This window comes from Nonomuraea sp. NPDC052634 (assembly GCF_040678535.1).
Lineage (GTDB): Bacteria > Actinomycetota > Actinomycetes > Streptosporangiales > Streptosporangiaceae > Nonomuraea > Nonomuraea fastidiosa.
This window is the reverse complement of the sequence record NZ_JBFATY010000005.1, coordinates 311,364-332,177: the sequence shown is the minus strand read 5'-3', so window position 1 is coordinate 332,177 and position 20,814 is coordinate 311,364. Positions and strand designations below refer to the sequence as shown.

Annotated in this window: 21 protein-coding genes; 15 read left to right on the top strand and 6 right to left on the bottom strand. The window is 70.4% G+C overall.

The window, feature by feature from the left end; all coding sequences use genetic code 11:
- Positions 1-177: 177 nt before the first annotated feature.
- The 3 genes from AB0K67_RS23955 to AB0K67_RS23945 are packed head-to-tail and all read right to left on the bottom strand — an operon-like array spanning position 178 to position 3,124.
- Positions 178-948 (bottom strand): SDR family oxidoreductase, encoded by a 771-nt coding sequence (locus AB0K67_RS23955; protein ID WP_364064077.1) that lies wholly within the window; start codon positions 946-948, stop codon positions 178-180.
- Positions 945-1,907 carry a DUF4432 family protein gene (locus AB0K67_RS23950; protein ID WP_364064074.1) on the bottom strand — a complete coding sequence of 321 codons (963 nt, stop codon included), beginning with the start codon at positions 1,905-1,907 and terminating at the stop codon, positions 945-947. Before AB0K67_RS23950 ends, AB0K67_RS23955 begins: the two co-directional genes overlap by 4 nt.
- 44 nt (positions 1,908-1,951) lie before the next feature.
- The gene (locus tag AB0K67_RS23945) at positions 1,952-3,124 is read right to left on the bottom strand and encodes a DUF4185 domain-containing protein (protein ID WP_364064071.1); all 1,173 of its coding nucleotides are present in this window, start codon (positions 3,122-3,124) and stop codon (positions 1,952-1,954) included.
- A gap of 166 nt (positions 3,125-3,290) precedes the next feature.
- Here AB0K67_RS23945 and AB0K67_RS23940 point away from each other — a divergent pair, with 166 nt between their 5' ends.
- The 4 genes from AB0K67_RS23940 (at position 3,291) to AB0K67_RS23925 (ending at position 9,057) form a co-directional block, all read left to right on the top strand.
- Positions 3,291-4,901: an ABC-F family ATP-binding cassette domain-containing protein gene (locus AB0K67_RS23940; protein WP_364064068.1), complete on the top strand. Its 1,611-nt coding sequence runs from the start codon at positions 3,291-3,293 to the stop codon at positions 4,899-4,901.
- An 88-nt stretch (positions 4,902-4,989) separates the two neighbouring features.
- Entirely contained in the window at positions 4,990-5,793 is an 804-nt protein-coding gene (locus AB0K67_RS23935; RefSeq protein ID WP_364064065.1) for a hypothetical protein, read from the top strand.
- A gap of 135 nt (positions 5,794-5,928) precedes the next feature.
- A complete protein-coding gene (locus AB0K67_RS23930; RefSeq protein ID WP_364064062.1) occupies positions 5,929-7,464 on the top strand; it encodes a sigma-70 family RNA polymerase sigma factor in 1,536 nt (511 codons plus the stop codon).
- 549 nt (positions 7,465-8,013) lie between these two features.
- Entirely contained in the window at positions 8,014-9,057 is a 1,044-nt protein-coding gene (locus AB0K67_RS23925) for a C40 family peptidase (RefSeq protein ID WP_364064059.1), read from the top strand.
- Positions 9,058-9,063: 6 nt separating this feature from the next.
- On the opposite strand, the gene AB0K67_RS23920 is transcribed toward AB0K67_RS23925, so the two are convergent.
- Complete coding sequence (locus tag AB0K67_RS23920; protein ID WP_364064056.1) at positions 9,064-9,555, bottom strand: inorganic diphosphatase; 492 nt, start codon at positions 9,553-9,555, stop codon at positions 9,064-9,066.
- A 333-nt stretch (positions 9,556-9,888) separates the two neighbouring features.
- Here AB0K67_RS23920 and dacB point away from each other — a divergent pair, with 333 nt between their 5' ends.
- From dacB to AB0K67_RS23865, 11 genes are all read left to right on the top strand, one after another.
- Positions 9,889-11,064, top strand: a complete 1,176-nt coding sequence (gene dacB, locus AB0K67_RS23915) for a D-alanyl-D-alanine carboxypeptidase/D-alanyl-D-alanine-endopeptidase (protein WP_364064053.1) — start codon at positions 9,889-9,891, stop codon at positions 11,062-11,064.
- A 68-nt stretch (positions 11,065-11,132) separates the two neighbouring features.
- Complete coding sequence (locus AB0K67_RS23910; RefSeq protein ID WP_364064050.1) at positions 11,133-12,215, top strand: zinc-dependent metalloprotease; 1,083 nt, start codon at positions 11,133-11,135, stop codon at positions 12,213-12,215.
- Positions 12,216-12,435: 220 nt separating this feature from the next.
- Positions 12,436-13,428: a tRNA lysidine(34) synthetase TilS gene (gene tilS / locus AB0K67_RS23905; RefSeq protein WP_364064048.1), complete on the top strand. Its 993-nt coding sequence runs from the start codon at positions 12,436-12,438 to the stop codon at positions 13,426-13,428.
- A 10-nt stretch (positions 13,429-13,438) separates the two neighbouring features.
- Positions 13,439-13,990 carry a hypoxanthine phosphoribosyltransferase gene (hpt, locus tag AB0K67_RS23900; protein ID WP_364064046.1) on the top strand — a complete coding sequence of 184 codons (552 nt, stop codon included), beginning with the start codon at positions 13,439-13,441 and terminating at the stop codon, positions 13,988-13,990.
- 252 nt (positions 13,991-14,242) lie between these two features.
- Positions 14,243-16,243, top strand: a complete 2,001-nt coding sequence (ftsH, locus tag AB0K67_RS23895) for an ATP-dependent zinc metalloprotease FtsH (RefSeq protein ID WP_364064043.1) — start codon at positions 14,243-14,245, stop codon at positions 16,241-16,243.
- A complete protein-coding gene (gene folE, locus AB0K67_RS23890) occupies positions 16,240-16,818 on the top strand; it encodes a GTP cyclohydrolase I FolE (RefSeq protein WP_364064041.1) in 579 nt (192 codons plus the stop codon). Before ftsH ends, folE begins: the two co-directional genes overlap by 4 nt.
- Positions 16,819-16,887: 69 nt before the next feature.
- Positions 16,888-17,745, top strand: coding sequence for a dihydropteroate synthase (gene folP, locus AB0K67_RS23885; RefSeq protein ID WP_364064039.1), 858 nt, complete (start codon positions 16,888-16,890; stop codon positions 17,743-17,745).
- A complete protein-coding gene (locus AB0K67_RS23880) occupies positions 17,742-18,191 on the top strand; it encodes a nuclear transport factor 2 family protein (protein WP_364064036.1) in 450 nt (149 codons plus the stop codon). Before folP ends, AB0K67_RS23880 begins: the two co-directional genes overlap by 4 nt.
- The gene (gene folB / locus AB0K67_RS23875; protein WP_364064034.1) at positions 18,181-18,546 is read left to right on the top strand and encodes a dihydroneopterin aldolase; all 366 of its coding nucleotides are present in this window, start codon (positions 18,181-18,183) and stop codon (positions 18,544-18,546) included. Before AB0K67_RS23880 ends, folB begins: the two co-directional genes overlap by 11 nt.
- Positions 18,543-19,046: a 2-amino-4-hydroxy-6-hydroxymethyldihydropteridine diphosphokinase gene (gene folK / locus AB0K67_RS23870; protein ID WP_364064031.1), complete on the top strand. Its 504-nt coding sequence runs from the start codon at positions 18,543-18,545 to the stop codon at positions 19,044-19,046. Before folB ends, folK begins: the two co-directional genes overlap by 4 nt.
- 32 nt (positions 19,047-19,078) lie before the next feature.
- Positions 19,079-19,504, top strand: coding sequence for a DUF3180 domain-containing protein (locus tag AB0K67_RS23865; RefSeq protein ID WP_364064028.1), 426 nt, complete (start codon positions 19,079-19,081; stop codon positions 19,502-19,504).
- Here the strand turns inward: AB0K67_RS23865 and AB0K67_RS23860 are convergent.
- Both AB0K67_RS23860 and AB0K67_RS23855 read right to left on the bottom strand, forming a co-directional pair.
- A complete protein-coding gene (locus AB0K67_RS23860) occupies positions 19,501-19,686 on the bottom strand; it encodes a hypothetical protein (protein ID WP_364064025.1) in 186 nt (61 codons plus the stop codon). The genes AB0K67_RS23865 and AB0K67_RS23860 overlap by 4 nt on opposite strands.
- Positions 19,679-20,806: an acyltransferase gene (locus tag AB0K67_RS23855; RefSeq protein ID WP_364064022.1), complete on the bottom strand. Its 1,128-nt coding sequence runs from the start codon at positions 20,804-20,806 to the stop codon at positions 19,679-19,681. Before AB0K67_RS23855 ends, AB0K67_RS23860 begins: the two co-directional genes overlap by 8 nt.
- Between the last annotated feature and the right edge of the window lie 8 nt (positions 20,807-20,814).

Here is a 20,814-nt window from a genome sequence, read left to right as displayed (position 1 = left end):
GCCCGGCCCGCCGCACTCACTGCTATCAAGGCCCCGCACAACGCTTTCACGGCGTTGGCAGAAGACTTGGCCCTCGTGGAGGAACCCGTGGCCTGCGCTCGACCTATTCGGGAAGCGTCGGCTACTCGGGCCGGCTACTCGGGGAGGCTACTCGGGCCGGCTACTCGGGGAGGCCGGCTACTCGGGGAGCGCTGCCGGGTTCTGCGCGAGCAGCCCGCCGTCCACCCGGTGCTCCGCGCCGGTCACGAACGACGAGCGCGGCCCCGCCAGGAACGCCACCACCTCGGCCACCTCCTCAGGACGGCCCACCCGGCCCAGCGGGTGGCTCTTGCCCCACTGCGCGACCTGCTCCTCCTGCGACAGCTCGCCCCGCCACAGGTCGGCCGCCCAGCGCAGCATCGGCGTGTCCACCGAGCCGGGGCAGACCGCGTTCACCCGGACGCCGTCGCGGGCGTGGTCCAGCGCCATGGCCTTGACCAGCCCGTTCAGCGCGGCCTTGCTCGCCGTGTACGCCGCCACCTGCGCCTGCGAGGCGAACGCCTGCACCGACGACACCACCACGATCGACCCGCCGCCCCTCGCGCGGAGCTGCGGCATCGCGGCCTTGCAGGTCAGGTAGACGCCCTTGAGGTTGATGTCGAGGACCTCGTCCCAGACCTCCTCTGGGGTGTCCTCGACCGTGCCGTAGCGCTGCACGCCCGCGCAGGTGACCACGATGTCGAGACCGCCGTACCTGGAGACCGCGAGGTCCACCAGGCCGCGCATGTCATCGGCGCTGCGCACGTCGGCGACCCGGCCGGTGACGCGCTCGCCGTCCCGCTCGGCCTCCTTGTCCACGCCGCAGTACACCACCGACGCGCCGCCGGCCGCGAGCCGCTCGACCACCGCCCGCCCGATGCCCATCGAACCGCCGGTGACCAGCGCCACCTTGCCGTCGAACTCGCTCATGCCACGACCTCCGCGCGCAACCTCAGCACCTTCGTCTCGTACGGCTCCAGCACCAGGGCCGTGCCGTTCTCCACAGCGGTGGCCAGGCCGTTGGTCGGCATGCCGGCGAACGGCTCGAGGCCGACCGTGTACGCCTCACCCCACCAGGGGTACCCGGTGGTGGCCCCGAACTCCTGCCACATCCACAAGTACGGCAGGAGCGCGGCGTCCCACTCCACCCGGAAGCCGATCTCACCGGTGATCTCGTACCAGCCTTCGGAGAAGCCGGTCAGGTAGACGATGTCGCTCGGCGTGCCGGGCTCGGGCACCACGCTCAGGTCCAGGTCGCCGCCGCCCTCGGCGGGCACGACCGGCCACTGCCACGGCCCGCCGGGCTTGACCCGCCGGCCGCCGGGCGCGATCGGGACGTCGTGCGGGATCACGGTGACGCCGTCGGGCAGCCGGATCCGCGCTCCCGGGTGCAGGAACGGCCGGCCGAACACGATGTGCTGGCCCCACATGGCGTGCAACCGCTGCCCCGACTCGTTGGTGGCGGACGCCTCGATCTCCAGCGCGGCCGCGCCGTACCGCAGCCGCAGCACCTTCTCCATCCGGTACGGCAGCCGCCGCGTCCGCACGCCGAGCCGTACCGCGACCTCCTCGGGGGAGTCGGCGACCACCTCGCACTCCCAGGGCAGCGCGAACACCTCGCCGTGCTGGGCCAGCCGCGCGCCCCGGTACTCGCTGGGCGCGCCGCCGTTGGGGAAGACGTCCTGCCAGCCGCCCTCGTAGTAGTCGGCGAACGGCGCGACGTCGTCGGGCGCGCCCTGGAAGTGCTCGCGCGGGTCGCGCAGGCCGCGCGGGGTGAGCCAGACGAGGTCGGTGTCGGTGGGCTTGTGCAGGAACTCGATGACGTCGCCGCCCTTGTCGGGCAGCACGGTCACGCGCAGCCGCTCGTTCTCCAGCGTGACCGCGCGCATTCCCTCGATCGTGCCCTGTCGCAGGCGGGCCGCCCAGTTGCGCCTCACGTGAACGTCACATCCAGGAATCGGGGGCGGTAGATGGAGACGTCGTCGTAGTGGTCGGTGTTGACGAAGCTGTTGACGTTGTAGGACACCACGAGCCCCGGCCCGTCGATCTCCGGGTGGGCGTGGGCGTTGTAGGTGAAGATGTTCCCGCCGGTCTCGGGGGTCGTGTAGACGTGCTGCTTGCCGGTGAAGGGGCCGGCGGGGGAGCAGGCGGAGTACGCGACGATGGTGGGGTTGAGCGGCTCGGTCGTGTCATGCGTGATCAGGACATATCCCGATCCGACCTTGCTGACGCTGTACTCGTTCGCCACACCCTCCATGATCCGCGCGGAGTCGGCCTCGTCGGGCGACCAGCCGCCGTCGGCCGTGCGGTACTCCCACGGCCCGAGCAGGCTGTTCCCCTTGACCCTGGCGATGTGCATGTACTTAGGCGAGCCGTGGTCCTCGACCCCGTAGACGTAGGTGTAGCCGCCGTCCCTGAGGATGCCCGACGCCCAGGACACGCCGTTGCCGCTGGGCAGGTCGTGCACGCTCAGCGGGCGATCGAGCCGCCCAGGGGAGAAGCGCGCGACCACGTTGCGGTGCCAGCGCCAGTCCCAGGCGCCGGGGCCGAAGCGCTCGTACTCCTGGTAGGTGACCTCCACGACGCCGCCGGCCAGCGTCGCGTCGCCGGCCCAGTACCAGTGGTCCTCGTCGCGCGGCGGCATCACGGCCTTGGGCGCGTCCGGCGTGCCGCCGTGGATGGTGGACAGGCGGCCGTCGCGCTCGACGGCGAACGTGTTGTTGAGGAACACGGTCGTGCCGCCCTCCTCGACCACCGGCGGCCGGGTGCCGTCCGGGTTGACCTTGCCGAGGAACGTGTCGGAGAAGATCCACAGCTCGCGGCCGCCGGGCAGCTTCAGCGAGTAGGTGCCGTCGGCGCCCGTCCAGTCGTCCAGGCGGTTGTTGTCGTTGCCGTAGTTGGTGAACAGGCTGGTCAGGCGGAGGTTGGGGGTGGCGCCCGCGACCGTGGGCGCGCAGGCGGCGCTCGCCTTCGCGGTCTGTGCGGGGGCCTGCTGCTGTGCGGTGGGTACGGGTTTCGGCGGGGCGGCCCAGGCGGGCTGGGGTACGGCGGTGAAGCCGAGCAACGCGATGGCGAGGGGGGCGAGGGCTGAGCGGAATCGCGTCATGACCGGTCCTAGGGGGAGGGGAGCTCCCTACAGTTCTAGTCATTAGATCACTTGGTGTCCAGGGGTGAAGTGAGGTCTTCGGGCGGCCTGCTCTTGCGGTTTCATGCGGGTTTGCGGGCCGGAAAACCGAATGACCGCCTGGCTGCCCGGCCGCTACCCTGCCCGGGTGGGTCACGTGGAAGTAGCGCATTTGACGTACGTGCTGCCGGACGGGCGGCCGCTGCTCAACGACGTCTCCTTCCGCATCGGCGAGGGCGTCAAGGCGGCGCTCGTCGGCCCCAACGGCGCCGGCAAGACCACGCTCATGCGCCTCATCGCCGGCGACCTGCAGCCGGTCGAGGGCAGCGTGGCGAGCTCCGGTGGCCTGGGCGTGATGCGGCAGTTCATCGGCAGCGTGCGCGACGGCAGCACCGTACGCGACCTGCTGCTCGGCGTCGCGCCGCCGGCCGTGCGGGAGGCGGCGGAGCGGCTCGACGAGGCCGAGCTGGCCATGATGGAGCGCGACGACGAGAAGACCCAGCTCCGCTACGCCCAGGCCATCGGCGACTACACCGACGCGGGCGGCTACGACATCGAGGTGCTCTGGGACACCTGCACGGTCGCCGCGCTCGGCCTGCCGTACGAGCGGGTCAAATACCGCGACGTGGCCACGCTGTCGGGCGGCGAGCAAAAGCGCCTGGTCCTGGAGGCGCTGCTGCGCGGCCCCGACCAGACCCTGCTGCTCGACGAGCCCGACAACTACCTCGACGTGCCCGGCAAGGAGTGGCTGGAGCGGCAGCTCAAGGAGACGCCCAAGACCGTCCTGCTGGTCAGCCACGACCGGCAGCTCCTCGCCAACGCGGCCGAGCGCATCATCACCGTCGAGTCGGGCAACATCTGGATCCACGGCGGCGGCTTCGCCACGTACGCCGAGGCGCGCAAGGCCCGCAACGAGCGCCTCGACGAGCTGCGCAGGCGCTGGGACGAAGAGCACGCCAAGCTCAAGGCCCTGGTCAACATGCTCAAGAACAAGGCGCGCTACAACGACGGCATGGCGCCCGCGTACCACGCCGCCCAGACCAGGCTGCGCAAGTTCGAGGAGGCGGGGCCGCCCGAGGTCGCGCCGAGCGAGCAGCGCATCTCGATGCGGCTGCGCGGCGGGCGTACCGGCAAGCGCGCGGTGATCTGCGAGCAGCTCGAGCTGACCGGCCTGATGCGCCCGTTCGACCTGGAGGTCTGGTACTCCGAGCGGGTCGCCGTGCTCGGCTCCAACGGCTCCGGCAAGTCCCACTTCCTGCGCCTGCTGGCCGGCGAGCCGGTCGCGCACAAGGGCGTGGCCAGGCTGGGCGCGCGCGTGGTGCCCGGCCACTTCGCCCAGACCCACGCCCGTCCTGACCTGCTCGGCCGTACGCCGGTCGAGATCGTCATGACCGAGCACGGCAAGCTCAAGAACGAGGCGATGAAGGCGCTGGCCCGCTACGAGCTGGCAGGCCGCGTCGCCGAGCAGCGCTTCGAGACGCTGTCGGGCGGCCAGCAGGCCCGGCTGCAGATCCTGCTCCTGGAGCTGTCGGGCGCCACGCTGCTGCTGCTCGACGAGCCGACCGACAATCTCGACCTGGCCAGCGCCGAGGCGCTGCAGGCGGGACTCGACGCGTTCGAGGGCACGGTGCTCGCGGTCACCCACGACCGCTGGTTCGCCGCCGACTTCGACCGCTACCTCGTCTTCGGCTCCGACGGCACGGTCTACGAGTCGCCCGAGCCGGTCTGGGACGAGACCAGGGTGGTGCGCCCGCGCTGACCGCGCTGGACCAGGGGGCGGCAAAGAGTTGGTACGGCTGGCGCGTGTCCGGTGACGGGCGTGCCCATGACCGGGTTATCACGGCAAAGTGATCCCGCGTAGCCGAACCGTCAGCCTCCTCGCACTCGGGGCGATCTGCCTCGCCGGGTGCGCGAGCGAGGAACGTCCCGTCAAGCCGCAGCTCAAGCCGCTCGCGCTCAAAGAGCAGGTCTCGAACATCGTCAAGTCCGCCGACGGCTACGCCGTCAACTGGGCGGGCGTGCTGACCAACGCCAACCCGTGGCACTTCGGCGAGCACGTGGTGGCCACCATCGTCGGCCACGACGCCAAGGGCGCCGAGGTGCTGAAGCTGGACCAGCCGCTCGACGCGGTGCCGCCGGGCGGCTCGCTGGCGTTCACCGGGCAGGCGCCCACCTCGGTGAAGCCGGCGAAGGTGACGATCCAGTACCGCCCGGCGCAGTGGCGGCAGGCGGCGCGGATTCCTTCGGCGTTCCAGCGCTTCCCGATCAGCCGGGTGCAGACATTGCCGCAAAAAGACGGCTCTTACCTCATTACCGGATATGTCGATAATCCATATCAAATGCCGGTGAGCAGCCTGGTGGTGACCGCGATGTTGCGCGACAAATCCGGCAAGCTGCTCGGCGGCGGTGACACGTTCGTGGACGACGTGAAACCGGGCAGCCCGCCGCGTTTCGTGCTGTCGGTGCTCGGGCTGCCCAAGAACGCCAAGGTCGCCACGACCGAGGTCACCGCCAGGACCTGGGGGTCTACCGGGCGTCCGTACGAGGAGCTGGCGCTGGCCGGGGCGCGGCCGATGCACACCGTCAAGCCGACGACCGAGCCGTTCGCGGTGGACAGGAGCACTGCGGTCGTGTCCGAACTCAAGCAGTGATTTCCGCAAATTTCGGGCGGAAATGGCTTACAGCGGGAAATTTCCGTACGGGATTCCGCCCGCTCTCCGACAAGAACCGGCGATAAGCCCGGAAGTGGTGGAACTACTAGTTACGGATCCATTACCTTCGGTCACATGACTGACCGCGTCCTGGTGGAAGCACTCCGCGCCCGCGATCCAGGGGCGATCGCCGCGCTCTACGACGCGTACGCGGAGAGCGTCTACCGCTACTGCTGGTCCCTGCTGCTGAGCGCCGAGAGCGCTCAGGTGGCTCTCCGCGACACGCTGATCGCCGCCGAGGCGCACGCCGGCGCCCTGGCCGACCCCGACAGGCTCCGTACCTGGCTGCTCGCGCTGGCCAGGGCCGAGTGCCTGCGCCGCAGGGCCGCCGAATCGCCCGACGCCGGCGAGAGCCTCGCCGAGGCGCCGCAGCTCGACGACCCCGCCGACGCCGACCTGCGCGTCATGGCGTGGCACGCCGTACGCGGCCTGCCCGCGCCCGAACGCGAGGTGCTGGAGCTCGTCCACCGCCATCGGCTGCCCGGGCCCGAGCTCGCGCAGGTGCTCTCGCTGCCCGTACGCCAGGTCGAGCTGCTGCACGAGCGGGCCCGCGAGAGCCTGGGCGACGCGATCACCGCCGAGGTGCTGGCGAGGAAGGGGCCCTACGACTGCCCCCGCCGGGCCCGCATCCTGTCCGGCTTCTCCGGCGAACTGACCGCCGAAATGCGCGAGCACCTGGTCCGCCACCTGCCGCGCTGCAAGGTCTGCTCGCCGCACCGGGGCCGCGAGGTCTCCGTCGCCAAGGTCTACGAGCTGCTGCCCGAGCCCGCGCTGCCCGAGACATTGCGCGTTCGGGTGATGAGCTGCTTCGCCGACCCCGAACTGCTGCCCTACCGCCGCTACGTCGCCCGCCGCACCGCCGTGCTCGGCGCCGCCGGGTTTCCCCTTCCCGCCGCGCACCACGTTCGGCGGTGGCCTCAGGCGGTGGCGGGCGCGCTGGCGGCGGTCGCGACCGTGGTGGCGATAGCGGTCATCTTCCAGCACATCGGACGCGAGAACGGCGGCGTGACCGGCGTCGCCACGGCCGCCTTCCCCGCCACCGGCGAGCCGCCCGGCATCCGCCTGCCCTGGCAGGCCGACCCCGAGGACGTACCGCTGGCCGTCATGCCCATCCTCGACGGCACCGCCACGCACCCCCTCGGCGTCACCGGCTCGCCCATCCAACCGCCCCCCGCCGTTCCGATGACCACCACCCCGACCACGCACCCGGTGCCGTCATCCCCCCATGGCGAGCCCGCACCGCCGTCGGAGCATCCGGTCCCACAGCCGACCAGCCCCGCCTCACCTCCCGTAACGCTCCCGCCCCAGCCCCCGACCCACCTCACCCCACCCGCGGGCTCTCCGTCCACGCAGCCTTCGCAGAACCAGCCGACGAGACACCCCCACACGCAGCACCCCCACACGCAGCACCCCCACACGCAGCACCCCCACACCGAACGCCCGCACACCAAGCACCCACCCCGCCCTCACCCATGGCCACCTCACACCCGTACTCCCACCCCGACTCCCACAGCGACCGTCACGGAGACGCCCACGCAAACCCCCACACCCCCTCCGACCACCCCCACCGAGGCCCCGGCCATCACCGCCACACCGGATAACCGCAGCTGACCCTGCGCCTGCGCCTGTGCACCCGCCGCCCGTGCGGCCTCGCCCCTCGAAGGCTTCGCAGTCGCCTCCCGGGGCGTCGCTCGGCGCTTGGCGTTTCCCCGACCGGCCTGAGCCCGTTCGCTCCTCTCCGACCTCAGCTCCGTACGACCCGCGCCTTCGCGCGAAGGACCTCAGCCCCGTACGACCCGCGCCTTCGCGAAGGACCTCGGTCGCGCGCGGCCGAGTGGCGGTTCGCCTGCCCACCCCTTTCGCTGCCGACGCCGGCCCCGTGCCGTCCGCAGGTCCGCACTCTCACGAAGAAGCTCGGCCGGCGCGTCCGGGGGCGGCTTGACCCCTCTCGCCGACCCCGGGCCCGCGCCGGCAGATCACCGTTTGGCCAGTGGTTCGGAAAGGGGCAGGTGAGGCTCGGTAGAGTCACGTTACGTGTGTTAACCCAGGGGAATCGTGCGCATAGAGTAACCAACGGTTTCAGGGGGACCTATGCGCGCATTCCGGGCCGGGCTCCTCGTTGCCTGCCTGCTCGCCACCTGTCCGCCGTGCCCGCCGGCCGTGGCCGAACCCAGAGGGCCGTCCGCCCGGGACGTCAAGAAGGCCCGCCAGCTCGTACGCCACCGCTCACACCAGCTCAGCAAGACCACGGCGGCCCTGGTCACCGCCCAGTCGCGGCTGGACCGGCTGGCGGCGGAGGTGGAGCGCCTGGTGGAGGCGTACAACGGGGAGATGGTCCGGCTGCACCGGGCCGAGCAGGCGCACCAGCAGGCCACGGCCCGGCTGGCGGCCGCTGACGCGGAGGTGGAGCGGGCCCGCCAGGACGTCGCGCTGCTCGCCGCCGAGAGCTACGGCGGTCTGGGGACGGTCAAGCCGTACATGGCCATGCTGGCCGACCGGGGCGGCACGGAGGGGTTCCTGCACCGGGCGAGCGTCCTCGGCTACCTGGAGGAGGAGCAGGCGGCCGTCATGCGGCGGCTGCGCGACGCCCAGGAGGTGGCCACGATCCTCAGGACGCAGGCCGCCCGCGCCCACGCCGAGCGGCTGGCGGCGGCGGAGAGCGTACGGAAAGCGAAGATCGCCGCCGAGAAGGCGGTGGCGCGGCAACGGCGCGAGACCAAAGAGCTGATGGCCCGCAAGACGACCCTGCAGCGCAAGGTGAACGCCGCCCGCGCCCGCGCCCGGCTGCTGGCCAGGCGGCGGAACGCGGCGCTGTCAGGGCTCGTCAGAGGTGGTTCGAGGCTGGGGGACGTGGCCGCGAACTGGGCGCTCACCCAGCTCGGCAAACCGTACGTGTGGGCCGCCGCGGGCCCCGACACCTATGACTGCTCGGGGCTGACGATGCGGGCCTGGGAGAAGGCGGGCGTGCGGCTCGACCACTGGACGGGCACCCAGTGGACCTCGGGCCCGCACGTGCCGCTCGACCAGCTGCGCCGCGGCGACCTGCTGTTCTTCGCCCACGTCAGCGGCGACCCCTCGACCATCCACCACGTCGGCATCTACGTCGGCCGCGGCCAGATGGTGCACGCGCCGCAGACCGGCGACGTCGTGCGGGTGGCCTCGATCTGGCGCGGGGACCTGGTGGGCGCCACCAGGCCCCGCTGATGAGGGTCAGTGGTGGCCTTGCTCCTTGGCCCGGCGGAACGAGCGCTCGATCTCGGCCTCGGCCTCGATGCGGCCCACCCAGTTGGCGCCTTCGACCGACTTGCCCGGCTCCAGGTCCTTATAGACCTCGAAGAAGTGCTGGATCTCCAGCCGGTCGAACTCCGAGACGTGGTGGATGTCCTGGATGTGATGCATGCGGGGGTCGGTGGACGGCACGCACAGCACCTTGTCGTCACCGCCCTTCTCGTCGGTCATCCGGAACATCCCCACCGCCCGGCACGTGATGTAGCACCCCGGGAACGTCGGCTCCTGGAGCAGCACCAGCGCGTCGAGCGGGTCGCCGTCCTCGCCGAGGGTGTTCTCGATGAAGCCGTAGTCGGCGGGGTACTGCGTGGAGGTGAACAGCAGCCGGTCAAGCCTGATCTTGCCGGTCTCGTGGTCCACTTCGTACTTGTTCCGTTGTCCCTTGGGAATCTCAACGACAACGTCGAACTCCACCGCGGTTCCTCCGCTCAGGCCCCCGGGCACCCCCGGCTGGGCGTTAATGTCTCGTAAGCGAACACAGGAGAGAGGGCAGGCGACGTGGCGCGGCGTGACCGGTTGGTGATGCTGACCACCCTCGCCGTGCTCCAGGTCCTGACGATCGTCATCGGCGTCTACGCGATAGCGACCGACTTCAACCTGAGCGCGCTGACGAGCGGGTCCGCTTCGACCGATCCGACGGCGTCGCCGGCGGAAGGCTCTCCACCCGTCCCCGTGGTCACCGCAGGGCCTGTGCTGGCCCAGCTTTCGGCGAAGTCAGGAGACGGACCTCTCCCGACTAAGGGTACTTTGACGAAGCAGTTGGCCAGCGCGCTGGGTGACGATGCGCTCGGCGAACGCGTGGGTGCGGCCGTCATCGACACCGCCACGGGCGAGCAGCTTTTCGCCTCCGGCGCCGACACTCCCATCACCCCCGCGTCCACCACCAAGGTCATCACCACTACGGCGGCCCTGGCCTCACTCGGGCCCGACGCCCGGCTGTCCACCCGCGTCGTCCAGGGGTCGAAGCCCGGCGCCATCGTCCTGGTCGGCGGCGGCGACCCCCTGCTCGCCGGTCCCCGCGCCAAGCAATCCGGCTACCCCAAGCAGGCCAGCCTGAACACCCTCGCCGCCCGTACCGCCGCCACGCTCAAGGCGCAGGGTGTGCGCAAGGTCACGCTCTTCTACGACAGCACCCTGTTCACCGGCACCCCCAAGGCGCCCGGCTGGAAGCCCAACTACATCCCCGACGGCGAGGTCGCCCCCGTACACGCCCTCATGATCGACGAGGGCCGCCAGAACCCGGGCATGCGCGCCCCCCGGGTACAGAACCCGCCCCAGTACGCCGCCGACGCCTTCCGCGGGCTCCTCGCCAGGCACGGCATCTCGGTCGCCAAGTCCGTACGCCCGGCGAAAGCCCCCGCGGGCGCCGCCGAGCTGGGCCGCGTCGACTCCGCGCCCCTCTACGCGCTCGTCGAGCACACGCTCACCCGCAGCGACAACGACCTCGCAGAGGCCCTCATGCGGCACGTCGCCATCAAGGAGGGCCAGGAGGCGTCGTTCGCCGGCGGCGCCAAGGCCGTGCTCGCCGTGCTCCAGCGCCTCGGGATCGCCCAGAACGTCTCGCTCTCCGACGGCAGCGGCCTGTCCATCCGCAACCGCATCAGCCCCAACGCCCTCGCCAAGGCCATCGCCCTGGCCGGCTCGCCCCAGCACCCCGAGCTGCGCGCCGTCACCACCGGCATGCCCATCGCCGGCTTCTCCGGTACGCTCGGCAACGGCCGGCGCTTCGTCGACAGCCGCAGCAAGGACCAGGTCGGGCTCGTACGCGCCAAGACCGGCACGCTCAACCACGTCAACACCCTGGCCGGGCTCGCCACCACCAAGGACGGGCGGCTGGTCACCTACGCCTTCATGGCCGACCAGGTGCCGGTCAACGCCGAGCCCGTGCTCGACCGGCTGGCGGCCATCGTCGCACGTTCCTGAGCCGGTCCTTCGCACGTTCCTGAGCCGGTCCTTCGCGGGGCGGACGAGAAACACGTACCGTGGACGTTATGCAGGTGATCGACTGGGATCTGGCCGTCACGACCGGCACGCGCCTCGTGCGCCCCGGCCCTCAAGTGAGCCGGGAGGAGGCCAGGCAGGCCGTCACCGAGCTCCGCACCCTGTCGCGCGAGGCCGAAGGCCACGTCCGGCAGTTCACCAAGATCCACACGGAGACCGCGCCACGACCGGCGACCATCGTCGACCGGCCCGGCTGGATCAGGGCCAACGTCGAAGGCTTCCGTGTGGTGCTCGAGCCGCTGACCCAGCGCATGGGCAACTCCGAGAACCAGCCGCCGGCCATCGTCAGCGCCGTCGGCTCCCGCATCACGGGCGTCGAGGTCGGGGCGGTCCTCGCCTTCCTCGCCTCCCGCGTGCTCGGGCAGTACGAGCTGTTCCTGCCGCCCGACCCCACCGGGCAGGAGCCGGCGGGGCGGCTCACGCTCGTCGCGCCCAACATCGTCCACGCCGAGCGCGAGATGGGCGTCAACCCCCACGACTTCCGCCTGTGGGTGTGCCTGCACGAAGAGACCCACCGCGTGCAGTTCACCGGCGTGCCCTGGTTGCGCGAATACGTGCGCTCGCAGATGACGGAGTTCCTGCTCGCCTCCGACCTCGACCTGCCCACGCTGCTCGAACGCCTCCGCAACGCCGCCGACACCGTGGCCGACGTCGTACGCGGCGGCGAGGGCAACCTCATCGACGCCATCCAGTCGCCGGGGCAGAAGGAGATCCTCGACCGGCTCACGGCCGTGATGACCCTCGTGGAGGGGCACGGCGACTACGTCATGGACGCGGTCGGGCCGTCCGTGGTGCCGTCGGTGGCCGAGATCCGCTCGAAGTTCGCGCAGCGCCGCGAGGGCGGCTCCCGCCTCGACCGCACCGTCCGGCGGCTGCTGGGGATCGAGGTCAAAATGAAGCAGTACGCGGAGGGCTCCGCCTTCGTCCGTACTGTGGTGGACCGGGTGGGGATGGACGGCTTCAACAAGGTCTGGACGTCCCCCGAAACCCTTCCGACCACCCCGGAGATCGCCGACCCCACGGCCTGGATCAACCGCGTGATAGGCACCGACACCCCGGCCCTTCCCGCCTGACCCGGGGCTCGCCCGCCTCAGTGGAGGACAACGCCTGCGGCTTGCGGGCGGTGACCCGCACAGGGGAGGCGGTACGCGGGCTTCCGCGGTGACGCCTTCGGGCTGGAGCGGCGACGGCTTCGGCAGCGGAGTCGCCGTCGGGCACGCACGCTTTGGGCTCGCTCTGCTCCGTCAGGGCTGACCCATCCGAGCGCCGCGCGCGGGGCGGGAGAATGGGGGCGTGGGTCCGCATCCGGCTGTTGCCGACGTTCGCAGGGCCGTGCGGGAGGCGTTGGCCGATGTGCCGCACGGCGCGCTGGTTCTCGTGGCCTGTAGCGGCGGGGCCGACTCGCTGGCGCTGGCGGCGGCGACGGGGTTCGTGGCGCCGCGCATGAAGCTGAGAGCCGGGCTGGTGACCGTTGATCATCAGCTCCAGGAAGGCTCGGGAGAGCGGGCCGCGGAGGTGGTGGCGCTCGGCGCGAAGCTGGGGCTGGAACCGGCGGAGGCGATCGCCGTCACGGTCGGTACGAGCGGCGGCCCGGAGGCGGCGGCCAGAGAGGCGAGGTACGCGGCGCTGGCGGAGGCGGCCGACCGGCTGGCGGCGGAGGCGGTGCTGCTCGGCCACACCCGCGACGACCAGGCGGAGACGGTGCTGCTGGGCCTGGCCAGGGGCAGCGGTACGCGCAGCCTGTCGGGGATGGCGGCCGTGACGGGACGCTACCGCCGCCCGTTCCTGGGCATCCCGCGGAAAACGACGAGAGCTGCCTGCGAGGCGCTCGGCCTGACCCCCTGGGACGACCCGCACAACGAGGATCCCAGGTTCACGAGGGTGCGGGTCCGCAGGAGGGTGCTGCCGGTCCTGGAGGAGGAGCTGGGCCCTGGGGTGGCGGAGGCGCTCGCGCGGACGGCCGCGCTGGCCCGGGAGGACGCGGACGCGCTCGACGCGTGGGCGGACACGGCGTACGGAAATTGCGCTGTTAGCGATATCGGCGGGTCGGTACGGCTGGAGGTGGCGGAGCTGGAGAAGCTGCCCGACGCCGTCAGGCGGCGGGTGGTGCGCAGGGCGGCGATCGCGGCGGGAGCGCCGTCCGGCGCGCTTTCGGCCACCCACGTGCTGGCCGTGGACCGGCTCATCACGCACTGGCGCGGGCAGAAAGCGGTGGACCTGCCCGGGGGTCTGTCGGCCGTGCGGCGGTATGGCACCCTGATATTCGCCATCAGTCCCATCCCGTAAGGAACCACAGGTGGACGCTGCCGACATGGGCAATGACCTGGAAAAGGTACTCATTCCCGAGGACGAGCTCCAGGCGAAGATCAAAGAACTCGCGGCCCGCATAGATGAGGATTACGCGGGCAAGGAAGTGCTGCTCGTTGGCGTGCTCAAGGGCGCGGTCATGGTCATGGCCGACCTGGCCAGAGCGTTGCACGTGCCGGTGCAGATGGACTGGATGGCGGTGTCGTCGTACGGGGCGGGCACCAAGTCGTCCGGCGTCGTACGCGTGCTGAAAGACCTTGACACTGACATCATGAACCGCCATGTGCTGATCGTCGAGGACATCATCGACTCGGGCCTGACCCTGCACTGGCTGCTGGAAAACCTGAAGTCGCGCAATCCGGCGTCGCTGGAGATCTGCGCCGCGCTGCGGAAACCCGACGCGGTCAAGGTGCCGATCGACGTCAAATACGTCGGCTTCGACATTCCCAGCGAGTTCGTCATCGGTTATGGGCTCGACTACGCGGAGCGATACCGCAACCTGCCGTTCATCGGCACCCTCGCTCCGCACGTATATCGATAACGGATAGGGCCCTCCGTTCCGGCAATGGCCGGGAACATGGCGCAACCTGACGTACGTTGATAGGGCAAGGCCGGTGTAGCGGGCGGGGTCCCTCCGTGCGCTTCGCCGGTGTACCTTCAGACTCCGGGAGGGTGACCCCGTGTCCCCTTCGGGTAGTCAGAAGTCGCGGTGTCGGATGCCGCGGCCCCGGGCGTGCCCGGGGTTCCAGGCCATGGTCAGGAAGGGACGGGCCCGCAAGGGGTTCCGCATCGGATGGATCTCAAGCGATTTACACGTGGGCCACTGCTGTGGATCCTGGGCATCGTCGTGCTGCTCCTCCTCGTCACCCAGCTCTGGAGTGGCGGTGGAAATTACAAGTCGGCCGACACGTCCTTGGTTCTTCAGCAGATTCGCGCCGGAAACGTCAGCAACGCCAAGATCGTCGACAAGGACAACCGGATCGAGGTGAAGCTCATCAACCCGGTCGCGGTTGAGCCGGGCGGCACTCCGACCAACCTCATCCAGTCCGACTGGGTCACCGGCTACGGCAGCAAGCTGACCGACGAGCTGCAGGCCCAGGTCGACGCCGGCAAGACCAAGAGCTTCACGACCGAGGTGCCGCAGGAGAACGTCCTGCTGAGCCTGCTGGTCAGCTTCCTGCCGATCGTCATCATCGTGCTGATCTTCCTGTTCATCATGAACCAGATGCAGGGCGGCGGCTCGCGGGTGATGAACTTCGGCAAGTCGAAGGCGAAGCTCATCACGAAAGACACCCCCAAGACCACGTTCGCCGATGTCGCGGGTGCGGATGAGGCCATCGAGGAGCTGCAGGAGATCAAGGAGTTCCTGCAGGCCCCGGCGAAGTTCCAGGCGATCGGCGCCAAGATCCCCAAGGGCGTGCTGCTCTACGGCCCGCCCGGCACCGGTAAGACCCTGCTGGCCCGCGCGGTCGCCGGTGAGGCCGGGGTGCCGTTCTACTCGATCTCGGGTTCCGACTTCGTCGAGATGTTCGTCGGTGTCGGCGCCTCCCGCGTGCGCGACCTGTTCGAGCAGGCGAAGGCCAACGCCCCCGCGATCATCTTCATCGACGAGATCGACGCCGTCGGCCGCCACCGCGGCGCCGGCCTGGGCGGCGGTCACGACGAGCGCGAGCAGACGCTCAACCAGCTCCTCGTCGAGATGGACGGCTTCGACGTCAAGGGCGGCGTGATCCTCATCGCCGCGACCAACAGGCCCGACATCCTCGACCCCGCGCTGCTGCGTCCCGGCCGTTTCGACCGGCAGGTCACGGTCGACCGCCCCGACCTGGAGGGCCGCAAGGGCATCCTCAAGGTCCACGGCCGCGGCAAGCCGTTCGCGCCCGACGTCGACCTCGACGTCATCGCGCGCCGCACGCCCGGGTTCACCGGCGCCGACCTGGCCAACGTGATCAACGAGGCGGCCCTGCTCACCGCGCGGGCCGACCAGAAGCTGATCACGATGGACGTCCTCGAGGAGTCGATCGACCGCGTCATGGCAGGGCCCGAGCGTAAGAGCCGGGTCATGTCCGACAAGGAAAAGAAGATGATCGCCTACCACGAGGGCGGTCACGCGCTGGTGGCGCACGCGCTGCCCAACTCCGACCCGGTGCACAAGATTACGATCCTGTCCCGCGGCCGGGCGCTCGGTTACACGATGACGCTGCCGATGGAGGACAAGTTCCTGGCCACCAGGTCGGAGATGATGGACCAGCTCGCGATGCTGCTGGGCGGCCGCGCGGCGGAGGAGCTCGTCTTCCACGAGCCCACCACCGGCGCCTCCAACGACATCGAGAAGGCCACGGCCGTCGCCCGCCGCATGGTGACCGAGTACGGCATGAGCGAGCAGCTCGGCGCCCGTAAGTTCGGCACCGGCCAGGCGGAGGTGTTCCTGGGCCGCGAGATGGGCCACGAGCGCGACTACTCCGAGAAGATCGCCTCCACGATCGACGAGGAGGTCCGCCGGATGATCGAGACGGCGCACGACCAGGCGTGGGACATCCTGGTCGAATACCGCGACGTGCTCGACAACCTGGTGCTGGAGCTCATGGAGAAGGAGACCCTCTCCCGTGAGCAGGTGCTGGAGATCTTCGCCCCCGTGGTGGTCAAGGAGCACCGCCCGTCCTACGCCGGCTACGGCAAGCGGCTGCCCTCCGACCGGCCGCCCATCCTGACCCCGAAGGAGCAGTCGGCCAACGGCTCGCTCACCACGGGCGGTCAGAAGGACGCGCTGCCCTCGGGGGACAGTACGTCGTGACGCAGCACGCCGTTGACCTCGGGCGGATCGAGAAGGCCGTTCGGGAGATCCTCTACGCCATCGGCGAGGACCCCGACCGCGACGGCCTGATCGAGACGCCCGCCAGGGTCGCCCGCGCGATGGCCGAGCAGTATTCCGGGCTCGGCCAGACGCCGGAGGACGTGCTCAACAAGGTGTTCGACGTCGATCACGACGAGATGGTGCTCGTACGCGACATCGAGGTCTACTCGACCTGCGAGCACCACCTCGTCCCGTTCCACGGCCTGGCCCACGTCGGCTACATCCCCAACGAGAAGGGCCAGGTCACGGGGCTGTCGAAGCTGGCCAGGCTGGTCGACGTGTTCGCCCGCAGGCCGCAGGTGCAGGAGCGGATGACCTCGCAGATCGCCGACGCGCTCATGCGGGTGCTGGAGCCGCGCGGGGTCATCGTGGTCGTGGAGTGCGAGCACCTGTGCATGACGATGCGCGGCGTGCGCAAGCCGGGCGCCAAGACCGTCACATCGGCCGTGCGCGGCGACTTCCGTACCAGTGACAAGACCCGGTCCGAGGCCATGGCGCTCATCCTTGGGCGCTGATCTGCTCGCGCGCGGCGAACGAGGTACCCACGATGTCAGCAGGTGCGAAGAAGCGCCTAGGCTTGGCCCATGACTAGCGTGCCCATCAGCGTGCCGGGAGGTGCGGAGCGGTGCCTCGTCATGGGTGTGGTCAACGTGACGCCCGACTCCTTCTCCGACGGCGGCAAGTGGTTCGACCCTGACGCCGCCATCCAGCACGGCTTCGACCTGGTGCGCGAGGGCGCCGACATCGTCGACGTGGGCGGCGAGTCCACCCGTCCGGGCGCGGCCAGGGTGTCGCAGGAGGAGGAGCTGGCCCGGGTGGTCCCGGTGATCCGGGAGCTGGCCGCCGGCGGGGTGGTGGTCAGCGTCGACACCATGCGCGCCGAGGTCGCGAAGGCGGCCGTGGAGGCGGGGGCGCGGCTGGTCAACGACGTGAGCGGCGGCCTCGCCGACCCGGAGATGCCGCGCGTGGTGGCCGCGACCGGCGTCGCCTACGTGGTCATGCACTGGCGTGGCCACAGCCATGACATGGACAGCCGCGCCATCTACACCGACGTGGTGACGGAGGTGCGCGAAGAGCTGAGCAAGCGGGTCGATCTGGTGCTGGCCGAGGGCGTGACGGAGGAGCAGATCGTGCTCGACCCGGGTCTCGGGTTCGCCAAGAACGCCGAGCACAACTGGGCGCTGCTGGCCGGCATCCCGCACCTGGCCGAGCTGGGTTTCCCGCTGCTCATCGGGGCTTCACGCAAGCGGTTCCTGGGGCGCCTGCTGGCCGATCCCGACGGCACGCCCAGGCCGTTCAGCCGCTGCGACGACGCCACGCTGGCAGTGACCGCGCTGGCCGCCCAGGCCGGAGCCTGGTGCGTACGCGTGCACGAGGTAGGTCCCAACGCCGATGCCGTGCGCGTGGCCGCCGCATGGAAGAGAGCCGGAGCAGGCACATGAGCAGCGTCGACACCGCCGCCGTCGAGACGGTCAACCAGGAGTTCTACGCCGCCATCGAAAGCGGCGACCTGGACAAGATGACCGAGATCTGGGCCGAGGACACCGCCGACGACCAGGTGAGCTGCGTCCACCCGGGCTGGACCCTGCTGACGGGCCGGTCCGAGGTGCTGCGGTCGTGGGCCCTGATCATGGCCAACACCACCTACATCCAGTTCGTGCTGACCGACGTCAACACCACCGTGCTGGGCGATGTGGCCGTCCTGACCTGCGTGGAGAACATCCTGACCGCGGGAGAGGAGGGCGAGGCGAGCTTCGCCGCGGGCAAGGTGGTGGCGAGCAACGTCTACATCCGCACCCCGCAGGGCTGGCGGTTGTGGATGCACCACGGGTCGCCGGTGCTGCAGGCCGACGACGACGATGAGGAGGAAGGCGAGCTTGAGCGCTGACCGCATCACCCTCAAGGGCCTGCGCGCCAGGGGGAGGCACGGCGTGCTCGCTGCGGAGCGTGATTTGGGGCAGGAGTTCGTCGTGGACGCCACCCTGTACCTCGACACCGCGCCGGCGGCGGCGGGCGACGACCTCACCAAGACCGTTCACTACGGGGAGCTCGCGCAGGAGCTGGCCGCGGTGGTGGAGGGCGAGCCGGTCGCGCTGATCGAGACGCTCGCGCAGCGCCTGGCGGACGTGTGCCTGGCCAACGAGCTGGTGCACAAGGTCGAGGTGAGCGTGCACAAACCGGCGGCGCCGATCCCGCTGCCGTTCGACGACGTGATCGTGACCATCGAGCGGAGCCGCGCATGAAGGTGGTGCTCTCACTCGGCAGCAACCTGGGGCGCAGGTTCACGACCCTCCAGGGGGCGCTGGACACCCTGTTCGACGCCCCTGGGCTGGAGTTCGTCAAGGCGTCCCCGGTCTACGAGACCGACCCCGTGGGCGGCCCAGGCGGGCAGCGGCCGTACCTCAACGCGATCGTCATCGCGGAGACCACGCTGGAGCCGCGCACGCTCCTTGAGCGGGCGCTGAGCGTGGAGAACGCGTTCGGCCGCGAGCGCCTTGAGCGCTGGGGCCCGCGTACCCTCGACATCGACCTGATCGTGGTGGGCGACGTCGTCTCCGACGACCCCGAGCTGACGCTGCCGCATCCCCGGGCGCACGAGCGGGCGTTCGTGCTGGTGCCGTGGGCGGCCGCCGACCCCGAGGGGGAGCTGCCCGGCAAGGGCACGGTGGCCGGGCTGCTCGAAGGGCTCGATCGGCGGGGCGTGCGCCTGCGTGAGGATCTCAAGCTGCAGAGGCCCGATTGAAGCCAACGTCTCCTGGTCCCCTCGTCGGCATTTTGATCATCGTCGCCCTGGCGACCTGGGCGGCGATCATGATGGGCGACTACGGCGGGTGGCCGGTGCTGCCGTGGACCGCGATTCCCACGCTGCTGCTGCTGGCGCTCGGCGAGGGCTACAGCGGCTGGGCCACCAAGGCCAGGATCGCGCGCAAGCCCGGCACCAAGCCGGTCGAGCCGCTCGCGGTGGCCCGCCTTGCGGCGCTGGCCAAGGCGTCGGCGTACGCGGGCGCGGTCTTCGGCGGCATCTTCGCCGGCTTCGCGCTGCACACCGTGCAGCTCCTCGACCGCGAGACGCCGCGCGGTGAGTTCTTCATCGCGACGGGCTCGCTCGTGTCGTGCGTACTGCTCGTCTGCGCCGCGCTTTACCTGGAGCACTGCTGCAAGGTGCCGAAGAAGCCCGAGGACGAGCAGCCGCGCGACTAGCGCTCGCCGGGCTGGCCCTCCTCGATGGCCCGCTGCGCGGCGGCGAGGCGGTCGTGCCACATCTCGCGCTGCAGCAGGCGCAGCGCGCGGCGCAGCACGTCGCTGGGCCGCTCACCTTCCCGCAACGCGGTACGGATGATCCGCTCGTCTTCGGCGTTGGCCCGGAAGGCGATCTCAGCCATGCCTTGAGCTTATGGACCCGCCGACGGCCTTGTCCTGCGTTTGACGGACGGGCGCGCGGCGGCGGCCGAAGAGGTAGATGACGGGGGCGGTGCAGATCAGCGGGCCGATGACGGCGAGCGGGCGTTCGAGCCACCACACGAGGTCGGGCGGTATCCGGTCGCCGAGGGTACCGAACAGCCACCACGACAGGCCGAGCGAGATGGCCATGCCGGTGGTGTGGAAGAGGAACAGCGGCAGCGAGTAGCGGTTGATGAACTCGTTGAGCCGCCGCCAGCGCGGACGCTCCAGCACCCGCTCCATGGCGGGGCGCAGCACCTCGACCAGCCCGATCTGGAACAGCAGCAGCGCGACGATGACGAACGTGGGCGGCGCCATGTTCGACCACTTGTCGCCCGGCACGCCCACCATCGAGCCCGGGTAGATGCCGGAGTACACCAGCCCGAACAGCGCGAAGAAGCCGGTCCACAGCAGCGCGGCGTCGTAACGCCTGGGCAGCTCCACGACCCGGTCGTAGAAGAAGCCCGCCTGGTGCGCCAGCCCCCACACGACGATCATGTTGAGCCAGCCGACCCAGTCGAGGTCGTAGCGGAAGCGCAGCACGTCCACCACGAGGGCGGTGCCGCCGAGCCAGATCAGCGCGAGCACGTCGTAGCGGCGGTGCAGCCACAGCGCGACCGGCAGCAGCGCGATGAGCACGAGATAGACGGCGAGGAACCACAGCGGGCTGAGCACCAGCAGCACCACCCGCCACATCCAGTCCACTTCGAAGGTGTACGTCACCATCGCCCCGATGACGACCCACACCCCGGACAGAAACAGCGCGGGTAAGGCGAGCGCGCGGATGCGGCGCAGCACGAACGCGCCGATGCCGACGCCGCGCTCCTTGGCCCGGTGCCAGGACAGCAGGTGCACGTGGCCGCCGACGTAGAAGAACAGCGGCAGCACCTGCAGCAGCCAGGTGAGGATCCACAGGCCCGAGGTGAAGCCGAGCGGGCTGGTGGGTTCGGGGCCGGACGGCTTCCATTCGAGGATGGTGAACGCCCAGTGCCACACCACCACCACGACCAGGCTGATCGCGCGGAGCCAGTCGATGTACTTGTCGCGTTGCCGCCCTGTCACTGCCGCCC

Coding starts and splice junctions, on each gene's coding strand:
- folK (WP_364064031.1), top strand. CDS start 18,543: ATGAAGGTGGTGCTCTCACTCGGCAGCAACCTGGGGCGCAGGTTCACG.
- AB0K67_RS23955 (WP_364064077.1), bottom strand. CDS start 948: ATGAGCGAGTTCGACGGCAAGGTGGCGCTGGTCACCGGCGGTTCGATG.
- AB0K67_RS23945 (WP_364064071.1), bottom strand. CDS start 3,124: ATGACGCGATTCCGCTCAGCCCTCGCCCCCCTCGCCATCGCGTTGCTC.
- folP (WP_364064039.1), top strand. CDS start 16,888: ATGACTAGCGTGCCCATCAGCGTGCCGGGAGGTGCGGAGCGGTGCCTC.
- AB0K67_RS23950 (WP_364064074.1), bottom strand. CDS start 1,907: ATGCGCGCGGTCACGCTGGAGAACGAGCGGCTGCGCGTGACCGTGCTG.
- AB0K67_RS23930 (WP_364064062.1), top strand. CDS start 5,929: ATGACTGACCGCGTCCTGGTGGAAGCACTCCGCGCCCGCGATCCAGGG.
- AB0K67_RS23880 (WP_364064036.1), top strand. CDS start 17,742: ATGAGCAGCGTCGACACCGCCGCCGTCGAGACGGTCAACCAGGAGTTC.
- ftsH (WP_364064043.1), top strand. CDS start 14,243: ATGGATCTCAAGCGATTTACACGTGGGCCACTGCTGTGGATCCTGGGC.
- AB0K67_RS23860 (WP_364064025.1), bottom strand. CDS start 19,686: ATGGCTGAGATCGCCTTCCGGGCCAACGCCGAAGACGAGCGGATCATC.
- AB0K67_RS23910 (WP_364064050.1), top strand. CDS start 11,133: ATGCAGGTGATCGACTGGGATCTGGCCGTCACGACCGGCACGCGCCTC.